Origin of the sequence: Promicromonospora sp. AC04 (genome assembly GCF_003058225.1) — a bacterium.
In the GTDB taxonomy this organism is placed as follows: domain Bacteria; phylum Actinomycetota; class Actinomycetes; order Actinomycetales; family Cellulomonadaceae; genus Promicromonospora.
In genome coordinates, this window is the sequence record NZ_QBUG01000011.1 from 234,398 (window position 1) to 249,293 (window position 14,896).

12 protein-coding genes are annotated in these 14,896 nt (G+C 69.9%); 6 read left to right on the forward strand and 6 right to left on the reverse strand.

All coding sequences use genetic code 11. From position 1 onward, the window contains the following. Positions 1–14 precede the first annotated feature (14 nt). The 6 genes from C8K30_RS25460 to C8K30_RS25485 all read left to right on the forward strand — a co-directional run bounded on the left by C8K30_RS25460 (position 15) and on the right by C8K30_RS25485 (position 7,771). Positions 15–1,205, forward strand: coding sequence for a glycoside hydrolase family 1 protein (locus C8K30_RS25460; RefSeq protein WP_199230695.1), 1,191 nt, complete (start codon positions 15–17; stop codon positions 1,203–1,205). 81 nt (positions 1,206–1,286) lie between these two features. Next, entirely contained in the window at positions 1,287–2,879 is a 1,593-nt protein-coding gene (locus C8K30_RS25465) for a glucoamylase family protein (protein ID WP_108495689.1), read from the forward strand. 139 nt (positions 2,880–3,018) lie between these two features. Further along, entirely contained in the window at positions 3,019–4,686 is a 1,668-nt protein-coding gene (locus tag C8K30_RS25470) for an alpha-amylase family glycosyl hydrolase (protein ID WP_199230696.1), read from the forward strand. Between the two features lie 10 nt (positions 4,687–4,696). Further along, entirely contained in the window at positions 4,697–5,527 is an 831-nt protein-coding gene (locus C8K30_RS25475) for a phosphoribosylaminoimidazolesuccinocarboxamide synthase (RefSeq protein ID WP_233257446.1), read from the forward strand. 165 nt (positions 5,528–5,692) lie between these two features. Next, positions 5,693–7,438: a DEDD exonuclease domain-containing protein gene (locus C8K30_RS25480; RefSeq protein ID WP_199230697.1), complete on the forward strand. Its 1,746-nt coding sequence runs from the start codon at positions 5,693–5,695 to the stop codon at positions 7,436–7,438. 51 nt (positions 7,439–7,489) lie between these two features. After that, positions 7,490–7,771, forward strand: coding sequence for an Lrp/AsnC family transcriptional regulator (locus C8K30_RS25485; RefSeq protein ID WP_108495692.1), 282 nt, complete (start codon positions 7,490–7,492; stop codon positions 7,769–7,771). A gap of 114 nt (positions 7,772–7,885) precedes the next feature. Here the strand turns inward: C8K30_RS25485 and C8K30_RS25490 are convergent, their stop codons facing one another. From C8K30_RS25490 to C8K30_RS25515, 6 genes are all read right to left on the reverse strand, one after another. Continuing rightward, entirely contained in the window at positions 7,886–9,565 is a 1,680-nt protein-coding gene (locus tag C8K30_RS25490; protein ID WP_108495693.1) for a cytochrome bc complex cytochrome b subunit, read from the reverse strand. 200 nt (positions 9,566–9,765) lie between these two features. Next, positions 9,766–10,395 (reverse strand): superoxide dismutase, encoded by a 630-nt coding sequence (locus tag C8K30_RS25495; protein WP_108495694.1) that lies wholly within the window; start codon positions 10,393–10,395, stop codon positions 9,766–9,768. Between the two features lie 165 nt (positions 10,396–10,560). Further along, positions 10,561–12,273 carry a cytochrome bc complex cytochrome b subunit gene (locus C8K30_RS25500; RefSeq protein WP_108495695.1) on the reverse strand — a complete coding sequence of 571 codons (1,713 nt, stop codon included), beginning with the start codon at positions 12,271–12,273 and terminating at the stop codon, positions 10,561–10,563. Next, entirely contained in the window at positions 12,270–13,340 is a 1,071-nt protein-coding gene (locus tag C8K30_RS25505) for a ubiquinol-cytochrome c reductase iron-sulfur subunit (RefSeq protein ID WP_108495696.1), read from the reverse strand. The genes C8K30_RS25500 and C8K30_RS25505 overlap by 4 nt, the downstream gene beginning before the upstream one ends. Then, entirely contained in the window at positions 13,337–14,116 is a 780-nt protein-coding gene (locus C8K30_RS25510; protein ID WP_108495697.1) for a c-type cytochrome, read from the reverse strand. The genes C8K30_RS25505 and C8K30_RS25510 overlap by 4 nt, the downstream gene beginning before the upstream one ends. Before the next feature lie 106 nt (positions 14,117–14,222). Next, positions 14,223–14,876: a heme-copper oxidase subunit III gene (locus C8K30_RS25515; protein ID WP_108495698.1), complete on the reverse strand. Its 654-nt coding sequence runs from the start codon at positions 14,874–14,876 to the stop codon at positions 14,223–14,225. Between the last annotated feature and the right edge of the window lie 20 nt (positions 14,877–14,896).

A 14,896-nucleotide genomic window follows, 5' to 3' on the forward strand; every position in this document is an offset into this window, starting at 1 on the left:
CGAGGAGTTTTTCCGTGACCGAACAGATCACGCTGCCCACCGCGCCCGACTTCCTGTGGGGTGCTTCGACCGCCGCACACCAGATCGAGGGCGGCAACGTCAACAGCGACTGGTGGGCCAAGGAGCACGTCGCCGGGACACTGTGCGCGGAGAGCTCCGGCGACGCCGTCGACAGCTACCACCGCTACCCCGAGGACGTCCGCCTGCTCGCGGACGCGGGCCTGAACGCGTACCGCTTCTCGATCGAGTGGGCGCGCATCGAGCCCGCCGAGGGCGAGATCTCGCGGGCCCAGCTGGCGCACTACCGGCGCATGATCGACACGTGCCTCGAGGCCGGCGTGACGCCGATGGTCACCCTGCTGCACTTCACGCTGCCGCGATGGTTCGCCGAGCGCGGCGGCTGGTTCGCGCCCGACGCCGTCGACGCGTTCAGCCGCTACGTCGAGACGGCGACGTCGATCCTGGGCGACGTCGGCCACGTCGTCACGATCAACGAGCCCAACATCACCTCGATGATGCTCGGCGCGAGCCGGCGCACCAACCTCGACGCCGCGGGGCTCGCCGCCCCGGACCAGGCGGCCTCCGAGGTCCAGGCGACGGCGCACCGGCGCGCCGTCGAGATCCTGCACGGCCTGGGCCACGTGCGGGCCGGGTGGACCATCGCCAACCAGGTGTTCCAGGCCGCACCCGGGGCCGATGCGGCGCGCGACGCATACGCCTACCCGCGCGAGGACTTCTTCCTCGAGGTCGCGCGCGGCGACGACTTCGTCGGCGTGCAGAGCTACCTGCGCACCATCATCGGGGCCGACGGCGAGCCCGTCCCCCCGGCCGACGACGTCGAGCGCACCCTGACCGGCTGGGAGTACTACCCGCAGGCGCTGGGCGAGGCGCTGGAGTACACGCACCGCATCACCGGCGGCGTGCCGATGATCGTCACCGAGAACGGGATGGCCACGGCCGACGACGCCCGCCGCATCGACTACACCCGGGGCGCCCTTGAGGGCATGGCCCGCGCGATCGCCGGCGGCTGCCGCGTGGAGGGATACCTGCACTGGTCGCTGCTCGACAACTACGAGTGGATGAGCGGCTTCCGGCCCACGTTCGGGCTCATCGCCGTCGACCGCACGACGTTCGAGCGCACGCCCAAGCCGAGCCTCGGCTGGCTCGGCAAGGTCGCGCGCACGGGCGAGCTCCCCGCCGGCTGACCCGAGCAGGGCCGACGGCGGCCGCCCGCCCCACAGACCGCACGAACTGTCACGACTACGACGACGTAGAGGAGACACATCATGAGGAGTCCCGTCAGCAGAGGGCACCGGACAGTGGTCGCGGCGGCCGCCGTCGCCGCCCTGGCGCTCACGGCCGTGCCGGCGAGCGCCACCGGCGCGGCCCGGGCCGCGGCCCCCGACCCCGTCGCGAGCCAGGCCCAGGCCCAGAACGCGAGCCAGGTCCGCGACCGCCGGCAGCTGCGCACCTGGGCGGCCGACACGTGGCGCTCGTTCGACGCCCTGGTCGTCGAGGAGACGGGGCTGCCCGACGACAACATCGCCGGCGACCTGAGCCCCGGCAGCCGCGGCGGTTACACGTCGCCGACGAACATCGGCTCCTACCTGTGGAGCACGGTGGTGGCCCGCGACACGGGCCTGATCAGCGCCCGCGAGGCGCGGCACCGCATGGCGACCACGCTGGACACCGTCGCCGGGCTGGAGCGGCACGAGGCCAGCGGCATGTTCTACAACTGGTACGACCCGGCCACCGGCGCCAAGCTCCTGGAGTTCCCCGGCTCGGGCGACCCCGTCAAGCCGTTCCTGTCCAGCGTCGACAACGGCTGGCTGGCCACGGGCCTGCTCCTGGCGAGCCGCGCGGAGCCGTCCCTGGCGGACGAGGCGGACGCCGTCCGCGAGCGCATGAACTTCGGCTGCTACTACGACCCGGCACAGAACCAGATCCGGGGCGGGTTCTGGGACACCGACCCGCAGGAGACCGCGCCGGTCCCCGGCGACTACTGCGGCATGGGCGCCGACGTCTGGTACACGGGACACCACTACGGCGCGTTCAACACCGAGCCGCGGATCGCGTCCTACCTCGGCATCGCGGAGGGGCAGATCCCGGCCAAGCACTACTTCGGCACGTACCGCACCTTCCCCGACACGTGCGACTGGGACTGGACCGAGACGAAGCCGGTCGGCGAGTGGGCCGAGCACCTGGGGGTGCCCGTGTTCGAGGGTGCCCTGCCGTACCGCGGCATGCGGATCGTCCCGACCTGGGGCGGCAGCATGTTCGAGGCGCTGATGGTGCCGCTCTTCGTGCCCGAGGAGAAGTGGGGGCCGCGGTCGTGGGGCCGCAACCACCCGCTGTACGTGCGCGGGCAGATCGAGCACGGGATGCAGGAGGCCGGGTACGGGTACTGGGGCTTCTCGCCGTCCAACAACCCGGCGGGCGGGTACCGCGAGTACGGCGTGGACCAGCTCGGGCTGGACGGCCCGGGCTACACCACCGACCAGGAGCGCACCGCCGTCGACCAGCCGTACGAGGGGTGCCGCGAGGGCTCGCCCGCGCCCACTCAGTACGGCGACGGCGTCGTGACGCCGCACGCGTCGTTCCTGGCGCTGCGGTACGCCCGCGGCGAGGCGATGGCCAACCTGCGGGCCATCTCCCGGGACTTCGACGCCTACGGCCCGGGCGGCTTCTACGACGCCGTCGCGGTCCGCAGCGGCCAGGTCTCCCAGCGCTACCTGGCCCTGGACCAGGGCATGATCATGGCCGCGCTCGGCAACGAGCTGGCCGACGACGCCGTCCGGCGCTACGTCTCGACCGGCGCCCTGGAGCAGACGGTCCGCCCGCTGATGCAGCTGGAGGAGTTCGCCGTAGGCCTCCAGTAACCACCGGACGTGTCAGAGGCTCAGGTCGCTCGTGATCTGAGCCTCTGACACGTCGGTCTGTCAGTGCTCGTGCATAGCATCGTTCGCGGACGGCCTCACCCGCCGAGACCTTCCGCACCACCTACGAAGGGCCAGCCCGTTGACCACCACCGCCGTGCACCTCGCCGCCCACCTGGGGCGCACCGTGCTGTACCAGATCTACCCGCAGTCGTTCGCGGACGCGAACGGCGACGGGATCGGCGACCTCGCCGGGATCGCCGGGCGCCTGGACTACCTCGCCTGGCTCGGGGTGGACGCGATCTGGCTCAGCCCGTGCTTCGTCTCGCCGTTCGCCGACGCCGGGTACGACGTCGCGGACTTCCTCACCGTCGCCCCGCGCTACGGGACGAACGCGGACATGGCCCAGCTCACCGAGGAGGCCGGACGCCGGGGCATCTCCGTGCTGCTCGACCTGGTGGCGGGCCACACCTCCGACCAGCACCCGTGGTTCCGCGCGTCGGCCGACGACCCGGACGACCATCGGTTCGTGTGGAGCGACGTACCCGTCGACGGCTTCCAGCCCGGGCCCGGGGCGCGGGGCGGGTACTTCCGGCCCAACTTCTTCCCCGTCCAGCCCGCGCTGAACTACGGCTACGCGCGCACCGACCCCGCCGAGCCCTGGCGTCAGCCGGTCGACGCCCCGGGGCCGCTGGCCAACCGCGCCGCGCTGCGCGAGATCATGGCGCACTGGTTCGGGCTCGGCGTGGCGGGCTTCCGCGTCGACATGGCGTCGTCGCTCGTCAAGGACGATCCGGGGCACGTGGAGACGGGCAAGCTGTGGCACGAGATGCGTGCCTGGCTGGACCGCGACTTCCCCGGGCGCGTGCTGATCAGCGAGTGGGGCAACCCGCGGGTCGCCGTCCCGGCGGGCTTCCACGCCGACTTCTTCCTCCAGTTCGGGGGCGACGACGACGGGCTCCCGCTCCGGTCGCTGTGGAACAACGGCGCCGGGACGGTGAACCCGTCCTGGGGCGAGGTGCCCGCCTGGGCGGGTGACGACGGGACCGGCGACGCCGCCACGTTCGTCCGCGCCTGGCGGGACGCGGCCGACGCCATAGCTGCCGACGGGCGTGGCGGGGTGGTGGGCCTGCCGACGTCGAACCACGACTTCACCCGGCTCGTGGCGGGAACGCGCGACGCCGAGCAGGCCCGCGTGGCGCACGTGCTCACGATGACCTGGCCGGCGATGCCGTCCGTCTACTACGGGGACGAGATCGGCATGCGGTACGTGCCGGGCACACCAACCCTGGAGGGCTCCCGCCTGAGCCCGACGTACGACCGGGCGGGCTCGCGCACCCCGATGCAGTGGGGCGACCTCCCCGCGGGCGCGTTCGGCCCGGGCAACCCCGCGACTTCGACATACCTGCCGCAGGACCCCGACCCCGACCGGCCCACGGTCGCCGGCCAGGTCGACGACGAGGACTCGCTGCTGCACCTGGTCCGCAGGCTCATCGCGCTGCGGCACGGCGACCACCGCCTCGACGTCGCCTCGCCCGTCGAGGTCCTCGCCACCGGGTATCCCATGGCCTATTTGCGGGGCGGCACCCTCGCGATAGTGCTCAACCCGGGCCGCTCGGCGGTGCGCCTGCCGCTCGACGGCGCCGCGGGCGCCCGGCAGGTAGTCGCCCGGGGCTGCCGGGTCGAGGCGGGCGACGGCGGACCCGACGTCGTGCACCTCGACGGCCACGGCTACGCCGTGCTCGACCTGGCCATCGAGCGAGACCGATCCACCGTCCGCGACGTCGATGTCGACGAAGTGCCGGGATAACCTTGGCCGCGTGGAACTGATCCGTAAGGGCAAGGTTCGCGAGGTCTACGCGGACGGCGACGATGTGATTCTGGTGGCTTCCGACCGCGTGTCGGTGTACGACGTCGTGCTGCCGACGCCCGTGCCCGACAAGGGCGCGATCCTGACCCAGCTCTCGCTGTGGTGGTTCCGGAAGTTCGCCGACCTGGTGCCCAACCATGTGATCAGCGAGGACGTCCCGCAGGAGTGGGCCGGGCGCGCCATCCGGTGCAGGCGGCTGGAGATCCTGCCGGTCGAGTGCATTGCGCGCGGGTACCTCACCGGCGGCGGCATGGAGAGCTACCGCGCCTCCGGCAGCGTGTCCGGGGTGGCGTTCCCCCCTGGCCTGGTCGAGGCCGACCGCCTCCCGCAGCCCGTCTTCACGCCGTCGACCAAGGCGGACGAGGGACACGACGAGTACATCTCCGTCGAGGAGATCGCCAAGAGCCTGGGCGAGGAGACCACTACCCGCCTGCGCGACCTGACGCTCGAGATCTACGACCGCGGCGCCGAGATCGCGCGCGAGCGGGGTGTCATCATCGCCGACACGAAGCTCGAGTTCGGGACCGACGCCGACGGCGTCCTCACGCTCGCCGACGAGGTGCTGACGCCGGACTCGTCGCGCTTCTGGAAGATGAGCGAGTACGAGCCGGGCCGGCCGCAGTGGTCCTACGACAAGCAGTTCGTGCGCGACTGGTCCTCGACGCTCAAGGACTGGGACCGGACCTACCCCGGCCCGGAGATCCCGGCCGACGTGGTCAAGGAGACTCGCGCCCGCTACGTCGAGATCTACGAACAGCTCACGGGCGAGACCTGGACCTGAGCGCCTCCGGCAGGTGGGCCGCTCGGGCACACGCCATCCGGACGTCCCGGCTGATCCCCATCGCGACTCCTTCCTGGACCCGCAAGGAGGATCAAGCAGCCGCCTTCACCGACCGACGGCGCGGCTCGAACAAGCGTGTCAGAGTCTCCGGCTAGCCTCTGCCCCGTGAGCACCACCACGTCCGCCTACCAGGCCACCTTCGAGGAGCTGGGCACGCCCCTGCGAGACGTGACCTTCGTGGTGGTAGACCTCGAGACCACGGGGACCAACGCCAAAGAGGGCGGCATCACCGAGATCGGCGCGGTGAAGGTGCGCGGCGGTGAGGTGCTGGGCGAGTTCCAGTCGCTGGTGAACCCGGGGCAGCCGGTCCCGGCGTTCGTCGCGCGGCTGACGGGCATCACCAACGCCATGGTCGCCACCGCGCCGGACATCGCGCTGGTGCTGCCGAGCTTCCTGGAGTTCGCGCGGAACACGGTGCTGGTGGCGCACAACGCGCCGTTCGACATCGGCTTCCTCAAGGCGATGTGCGCCCGGCTCGACTACGAGTGGCCCGGGTTCGACGTCGTGGACACGGTGCCCCTGGCCCGCCGCCTGGTCACGCGGGACGAGGCGCCCAACCACAAGCTGTCCACGCTCGCGAACCTGTTCCACGCCACCGTCTCCCCCGAGCACCGCGCCCTGGCCGACGCGCGCGCGACCGTCGACGTCCTGCACGCCCTCTTCGAGCGCCTAGCCCCGATGGGCATCACGCACCTCGAGGACCTCGCCACGGCCGCCGACCCGGTGCCACCCGAGGTGCGCCGCAAGCGCCACCTCGCCGACGGCCTGCCCGAGTCGCCCGGCGTCTACCTCTTCCGCGGCCCGGGCGACGAGGTGCTGTACGTAGGCACGTCCGTCAACATCCGCAAGCGGGTGCGGTCGTACTTCACCGCCGCCGAGAAGCGGAAGCGGATCACGGAGATGGTCCGCATCGCCGAGCGGGTCACGCCCGTCGCGTGCGCCACCCCGCTGGAGGCGCAGGTGCGCGAGCTGCGGCTGATCACCGAGCACGCGCCGCGCTACAACCGGCGCTCGAAGTTCCCCGAGCGGCACTCGTGGGTGCGTCTCACGGACGAGGCATACCCGCGCCTGTCGGTGGTGGGCGGCGTCGTCGCGGGTGCCGCGCACATCGGGCCGTTCGGGTCCCGGCGCACAGCACAGGAGGCCGTACACGCCCTGCACGACGCCCTGAACCTGCGCCAGTGCGCCGCCCGCATCCCGCTGGTCTCCAAGCAGGCCGGCAGCCCGTGCGCCCTGGCGGGCATGGGCCGCTGCTCCGCCCCGTGCGTGGCCACGGAAGGCCCCGACACGTCGTACGACGACGTGGCCGACGCCGCCCGCAGCGCCCTGACCGGTGACCCCGCCCCGGTGGTGCGCGCGCTCTCCGACCGGATAGCGACGCTCGCCCACCAGGAGCGGTACGAGGAGGCGGGCGAGGTCACGCGGCGGCTGCGCGCCTTCGTCTCGGGCGCCCACCGGGCCCAGCGGCTGGACCCCCTGGCGCGCTGCGCCGAGCTCGTGGCGGCCCGCCCGTCCGGCATCGGCGACGCCCCGGGCAAGCCCGGCGGCTGGGAGATCGTGGTGATCAAGCACGGCCGGCTCGCCGCCACCGACGTCTCGGCACCCGGCGCCAGTCCCCTCCCCCTGGTCTCCGCCCTACGCACGACGGCGGAGCACGTCGAACCGCCGGTCGCGCCGGCGCCCGCCGCACACCCCGAGGAGACCGACCTGCTGCTGGCGTGGCTCGACTCCCCCGGCGTGCGGCTGGTCCACCTCAGCGACACGTGGGCGTGCCCGGTACGCGCGGCGGGGGCACACGCGGACCTCGCGTGGGTGAGCGACCGGGTGCAGGTCGAGCTGGCGGTGTCCTGATGAACGCGCGCCCGCTCTCACCTCCGGCGCGGGCGTGGATACGATGACGGCATGCTGACCGCGATAGTCCTCATCGATGCCGAGACGTCCCGCATTCCCGAGGTCGCGCAGGAGGTCGCGAACATCGACGGAGTGAGCGAGGTCTTCTCCGTGACCGGCAAGACCGATCTGGTGGCGATCGTCCGCGTGCCCGAGCACGAGCAGCTCGCCGGCGTCGTGTCCGACTCCGTGAACAAGGTGCCCGGCGTGCAGAACACCGAGACCCTCATCGCGTTCCGCGCCTTCTCGAAGGCGGACCTGGAGCAGGCGTTCGCACTGGGGCTCGACGACTGAGCAGCACGCAACGCAGAGTGAGGGCCGCGCAACGAGGCACGCGCCCGGAGCTGAGCCGCAGGCTCAGGCGTCCGGCAAGCAGCGCCTGAGCGCGTCGGCCGACGCCGACGCCACTCACTTCTTGCGGTGCGCGCCCCCGGACCCAGTGACGGCGGCGGGCGCCTTCGCCTCGATCTCGTCGTGCTTGCCGTGCGAGTGGGCTGCCGCGAGCTCGGCGGGCGTGGCGCGCTCCACCCGGTCCTCGTAGAAGAACTCGGACAGCTTCTGCCAGCGCCGGTCGGACCGGTAGCCCTTGCGCCGGACGCCGCGCGCGTCCATGGCCGGCTTGATCTCCAGCGGCCGCGGGACGTCGTGCTGGGTACGCAGCCAGACCTCCTGCGGGTCCAGTGGCGTGTGCACCTCGACGTACTCGCCGTTGGCGAAGCGCACGATACGGCCCGACTCGTGGCCGTGCAGCACCAGCTCGCGGTCCTTGCGCTGGAGACCGAGGCACGCGCGTTTGGTCACCCAGAACGCGAACACCGGGCCCACGAAGATCAGCACGCGCAGTGCCCAGGTGATCGCGAAGATGCTGAGCGAGAAGTGCGTGGCGATCAGGTCGTTCGTGGCAGCCAGGGCGCAGATCACGAACGCGACGAACAGCGCGACGCCGATCCCCGTGCGCACCGGCCGGTTGCGCGGCCGGTCCAGCACGTGGTGCTCGCGGTGGTCCCCGGTGACGCGAGCCTCGAGGAACGGCCACGCGCCCAGGAGCGTGAACAGGATGCCAGGCAGGATCAGCGCCGGGATCAGCAGGTTCATGCTCAGCGTGTAGCCGCCGATGACCCACTCCCAGCCCGGTCCCGGCATGAGGCGCAGCGCGCCGTCGACGAACAAGATGTACCAGTCGGGCTGTGTGCCCGCCGAGACCGGCGACGGGTCGTACGGCCCGTAGTTCCACACGTTGTTGATCGCCATCGTGGCGCCCATCAGCGTGAGCACGCCGGCGATGATGAAGAAGTTGCCCGTCATCTTCGCGACGTAGACCGGCGCCGCCGGGTAGCCCACGACGTTCCGGTCCGTGCGGCCGGACCCGGGGTATTGCGTGTGCTTCTGCAACACCATGAGGAACAGGTGCAGGCCGATCAGCGCGATCAGCAGACCGGGGATCACGAAGATGTGCAGGGTGAACAGCCGCGGGATGATGTGCTGGCCCGGGAACTCGCCCCCGAAGACGATCATCGACACGAACGAGCCGATCACCGGGATCGACTTCACGACGCCGTCGATGATGCGCAGGCCGTTGCCGGACAGGACGTCGTCCGGCAGCGAGTAGCCGGTGAAGCCGGCCGCCAGGGCCAGGATCAGCATGGTCAGGCCGACCAGGTAGTTGATCTCGCGCGGCTTGCGGAACGCGCCGGTGAAGAAGATCCGGAACATGTGCACCACTATCGAGCCCACGAAGATCAGGGCCGACCAGTGGTGGATCTGCCGCATGAGCATGCCGCCGCGCACCTCGAACGACATGTTCACGGTCGACGAGAACGCCGCCGACATGAGCTGGCCGTGCATCGCTGCCGGATAGTCGCCCTCGTAACGCACCAGGGCCATCGACGGCTCGAAGAACATCGTCAGGAAGAATCCCGAGGCGATGAGCACGATGAACGAGAACAGGGCGATCTCGCCCAGCATGAAGGACCAGTGGTCCGGGAAGACCTTGCGCGCGAGTTCCTTGACCAGGACACCGATGGTGGTCCGCTGGTCCAGGTAGTCCGCGGTCTTGCCGAGCGCGGTGGTCGGACGCTGCTTTGCCACGTCATCACCTCGAGGTAGGAGATACGCGCCTGTCGATCCGTGCCTCTCCAGTAGACACCGACCTGGACGCTGCTTTCCACCCGTGACGACGAATTAGCCGGGCGATCCGTGACAGGACGGATCCGGTGCACCCGCGGGGAAGCGTCCCCGCAGGTGCACCGGATCAGGTCAGGTGGCTGGCCGGTCAGCCGATCGGCTGGTCAGGCCGACGGGACGACGAGGCCCGCGGTCTGCGTCTTCGCCCGCGCCAGGCGCTCGGAGACGTTGCTCCAGGACACCAGGTTCCACCACGCCTTGATGTAGTCCGGGCGCACGTTCAGGTAGTCGATGTAGTAGGCGTGCTCCCAGCAGTCCAGCATGAGGACCGGGGTGAGCGCGAAGGGGATGTTGCCCTGCTGGTCGAACAGCTGGACCACTACCAGCTTCTCGCCGATGGAGTCCCAGGCCAGGACGGCCCAGCCGGAACCCTGCACACCGGCGGCAACGGCGGTGAAGTGCGCCTTGAACTTCTCGAACGAGCCGAAGTGCTCGTCGATCGCCGCGGCGATGTCGCCGGTCGGCTCGCCGCCGGCCTCGGGCGCCATGTTCGTCCAGAAGATCGAGTGGTTGATGTGACCACCGAGGTTGAACGCGAGGTTCTTCTCGAACAGGTTGACGGCGGCCAGGTTGCCCGAGTCGCGAGCTTCCGCGAGCTGCTCCAGAGCCGTGTTCGCCCCGGCCACGTACGTCGCGTGGTGCTTGGAGTGGTGCAGCTCCATGATCTTGCCCGAGATGTGGGGCTCGAGCGCGGCGTAGTCGTAGGTCAGGTCAGGGAGCGTGTAAACAGCCATTGCTGAGGTACCTCCAGGATCGGTCCGCACACCGGACGGTGCGCAGGGGAAGACGCCGTCCTGGTCGTGCGCCTGTGTGGTGCCCGCCGGGACGGCAATGGCCCGTGTCCCCGGCCGCAGCTGCGGTTCGGGAGACACAGGCCATCGCTTGGTGTCGCAGGTCGCTCAGTGCTCCTGCGAGGTGGTTCCTACGCCCGCCTCGACGGTCTGGCGCTCGGATCCGGTCAGCTCGTCGTGCTCGCCGTGCGAGTGCGCGGCCTCGACCTCCGCCGGGGTGACGGGCTCCACGCGGTCCTCGTAGAAGAACCGGGACAGACCCTGCCACCGCTTGTCGGAGCCGTAGCCCTTGCGCTTCACACCGCGGGCGTCCGTCTTCGGGGCGATCGCCAGCGGGGCCGGCGCCTCGTAGTTGACGCGCAGCCAGCGCTCCTGCTCGTCGAGCGGAGTGTGGACCTCGATGTACTCGCCGTTGGCGAAGCGCACGATGCGGCCCGACTCGTGGCCGTGCAGCACCAGCTCGCGGTCCTTGCGCTGCAGCCCGAGGCAGATGCGCTTGGTGATGTAGTACGCGAACACCGGCCCGACGAAGAGCAGGAACCGGAACACCCACGTGATCGAGTTGATCGACAGCCCGAAGTGCGTGGCGATGAGGTCGTTCGACCCGGCGAGGGCCAGGATGATGAACGCCGTCAGGAAGCCGACGCCCAGACCGGTACGCACCGGCTTGTTGCGCGGGCGGTCGAGCACGTGGTGCTCCTTGTCGTCGCCCGTGACCCGTGCCTCGAGGAACGGGTAGACGAACAGGAACGTGAACAGGATGCCCGGGATGACCACGGCGGGGACCAGGACGTTCAGCGGCAGGGTGAACCCGCCGATGACCCACTCCGTGCCTTGGCCAGGCATCAGTCGCAGCGAGCCCTCCAGGAACAGCATGTACCAGTCCGGCTGCGCACCGGCGGACACCGGCGACGGGTCGAACGGACCGTAGTTCCACACGTTGTTGATCGCCATCGTGGCGCCCATGAGGGTCAGCACGCCGGCGACGATGAAGAAGTTGCCGGTCATCTTGGCCACGTACACCGGCGCCGCCGGGTAGCCCACCACGTTCTTGTCCGTGCGGCCACCACCGGGGTACTGGGTGTGCTTCTGCAGCACCATGAGGAACAGGTGCAGCGCGATGAGCGCCAGCAGGATGCCCGGCACCACGAAGATGTGGATGGTGAACAGGCGCGGCACGATGTGGTGGCCCGGGAACTCGCCGCCGAAGACCAGGTACGACATGAACGAGCCGATCACCGGGATCGACTTGATCACGCCGTCGGTGATGCGCAGGCCGTTGCCCGACAGCACGTCGTCGGGCAGCGAGTAGCCGGAGAACCCGGCCGCCAGCCCCAGGATCATCAGGACCAGGCCGACGATCCAGTTGAGCTCGCGCGGCTTGCGGAACGCGCCGGTGAAGAACACGCGCATCATGTGCACCACGATCGAGGCCATGAAGATCAGGGCCGACCAGTGGTGGATCTGCCGCATGAGCAGACCACCGCGCACCTCGAACGACATGTCGAGGGTCGAGGCGAACGCGACGGACATGAGCTGCCCGTGCATGTTGGCCGGGTGCTCGCCCTCGTAGGTGGTGAGCGCCATCGACGGCTCGAAGAACATCGTCAGGAAGAAGCCCGAGGCGATCAGGACGACGAACGAGAACAGGGCGATCTCGCCGAGCATGAAGGACCAGTGGTCCGGGAAGACCTTGCGCGCGAACTCCTTGACGGCGACGCCGATCGAGGTGCGCTGGTCGAGGTAGTCGGCGGCCTTGCCGACCGGCGTCGTCGGCTTGGCCGGAGCCTCGCGCTTGGTGTCGTGGGTCGCGGTGCTCACTTCAGGCGCTCCCAGAAGCTCGGGCCGATGGGCTCGGCGAAGTCGTCCTGCGCGATGAGGTAGCCCTCGTCGTCGACCGTGATCGGCAGCTGCGGCAGCCGGCGGTTGGCCGGGCCGAAGACGACCTTCGCGCTGTCGGCGATGTCGAACGTCGACTGGTGGCAGGGGCACAGGAGGTGGTGGGTCTGCTGCTCGTAGAGCGCCACCGGGCAGCCCACGTGCGTGCAGATCTTCGAGTAGGCGACGATGCCCTCGTGCGACCAGGTCTCGCCCTCGGGCGACTGGTCGGTCCGGAGGTCCTCCGGGTTGAGGCGGACCATCAGGACCACGGCCTTGGACTTCTCCGTGATCCACTCGTGGGACTCGCGGAACTCCTCGGTGGTCTCCGGGATCACGTGGAACACGGAGCCCACGGTGACGTCCGCGACCTTGATCGGCCGGCCCGACGGGTCGATCGCGAGGCGCGTGCCCCGCTTCCACATCGTGTGCTTGAACGCGGAGATGTTCCAGTCGCCGCCCACCGAACCGATCAGCGGCACGGCGATGGCCAGCGGGAACAGCGCCAGGGCGCCGAAGAACGCACCCTTGAGCACACCACGCCGTCCGACGACGCCCGAGTCCTCGAGCCCGTCGTTCAGGTCCTTGACCGCGTCCGCGCGGGTCGCGTCGTCCGACGCGAGGGGGTGGCGCTCCTGGACCATCTCCTTGTCACCCATGAGCGCCTTGGCCCAGTGGATGCCCGCGACGCCGATGCCGAGCAGCGAAACCGCGAGGCCGAGGCCGATCAGCAGGGTCGAGAGCCGGACGCCCGACGTCGTGCCGTCCGGCGGGACCATCACGTAGGCCACGATCGAGCCGATCGTGCCGAGGATCGACAGAACGAACAGGAAGGTGACCGTCCGCTCGGCGCGCTTGGCCGCCCGCGGGTCCGTGTCGGTCAGGCGGTGCTTGTGCTCCGGGATGCCCGGGTCCGGGAACCGCTCGGCATGCCCGACGGCGTTGCCGGTCTGCGGGGTGACCGTCACCTCGTGAGAGGTGTCGGCAGGGGGGTTCTGGTTGTCGCTCACGAGGACTTCGCTCCGATCCACACTGCGGCGCCGATGAGCAGGCCGAGGCCGATCACGAAGGCCCAGAGGCCTTCGGACACCGGTCCGAGGGCGCCGAGCGCGTTACCGCCGGCCGAACCCTCGCGCTGCTCGACGAGGAACGAGACGATGTCGCGCTTCTCCTCCGGCGTGATGTTCGCGTCGTTGAACACCGGCATCGACTGCGGGCCGGTGAGCATCGCCTGGTAGATGTTCCGCTCCGACGTCTCCCACAGCGCGGGGGCGAACTTGCCCTCCGAGAGTGCGCCGCCGGCGCCCACGGCGTTGTGGCACATGGCGCAGTTGGTGCGGAACAGGGCCATGCCGTTGGACGGGTCGCCCTGGGTGGCGTCGACCTGCTCGTCCGTGGGGATCGCCGGTCCGGCGCCCAGCGAGGCGACGTAGGCGGCCAGGGCCGCGGTCTGCTCCTCGTTGAACTGCGCCGGCTTGGCCCGCGCCTGCGGACCGCTCATCTGCATCGGCATCCGGCCCGTCGACACCTGGAAGTCGACGGCAGCTGCGCCGACGCCAACCAGGGACGGCACGCCGTCGGTGCCCTCCGCGTTCGCGCCGTGGCACGTCGCGCAGTTGGCCTGGAACAGCTTCTTACCGGTCTCGATGTCCGCGGTGCTGACGGTCTCGGCATTAGCCGTGCTCGGAGCCAGGGCGGCGTAGACGCCGCCCGTGGTCAGCAGCGCCAGCAGCAGGAGTACGACCGGCGCCAGCCGGTGATGCCTGCGGGCGGCGAGTGCCTTCACGAAAATTTCCTCGTCTCGCTGTGAGTGTTTGAGCTTCTCTGTTATGAACCTATGCCACCGCACGGGGCCGCGATGCACATCCGCTTCGGGGCGTATCTGCTTCGGGTCAGCGCAGCAGGTAGATCACCGCGAACAGCGCGATCCACACCACGTCGACGAAGTGCCAGTAGTAAGACGTGACGATCGTGGTGGTGGCCTCGTGGTGACCGAAGCGCTTGGCGGCGAACGAGCGGCCGAGCACGAAGAGGAATGCGATCAGGCCGCCGGTCACGTGGAGGCCGTGGAAGCCGGTGGTCATGTAGAAGACCGAGCCGTACGCACTGGACGAGATAGTCAGCCCCTCGTGGACCAGCTCGGTGTACTCGAAGATCTGACCGCCGATGAAGAACGCGCCCATCAGGTAGGTCATCGTGAGCCACTCGTGCATGCCCCAGGTCCAGAACTGGAAGAGCTTCCCGGAGCGCGACGGCTTGAACTGCTCAGCCTTGAAGACCGCCCACTGGCAGGTGAAGGACGACAGCACCAGGACGATCGTGTTGATCGTCGAGAAGGTGATGTTCAGCTTGTCCGCCTGCAGCGCCCACTCCTCGGCCGGCATCGTCTGCCGGACCGTGAAGTACATCGCGAAGAGCGCTGCGAAGAACATGAGCTCGCTCGCGAGCCAGACGATCGTCCCGACCGAGACCGGGTTCGGACGATTGACTGTCACGTGCTGGTGTGTGGGGGTGGCTGCAGCCGTTGCGGTCGACACGACAGCCATTATTGCCGACGTTGGGGTGT

Coding starts and splice junctions, on each gene's coding strand:
- C8K30_RS25515 (WP_108495698.1), bottom strand. CDS start 14,876: ATGGCTGTCGTGTCGACCGCAACGGCTGCAGCCACCCCCACACACCAG.
- C8K30_RS25465 (WP_108495689.1), top strand. CDS start 1,287: ATGAGGAGTCCCGTCAGCAGAGGGCACCGGACAGTGGTCGCGGCGGCC.
- C8K30_RS25485 (WP_108495692.1), top strand. CDS start 7,490: ATGCTGACCGCGATAGTCCTCATCGATGCCGAGACGTCCCGCATTCCC.
- C8K30_RS25495 (WP_108495694.1), bottom strand. CDS start 10,395: ATGGCTGTTTACACGCTCCCTGACCTGACCTACGACTACGCCGCGCTC.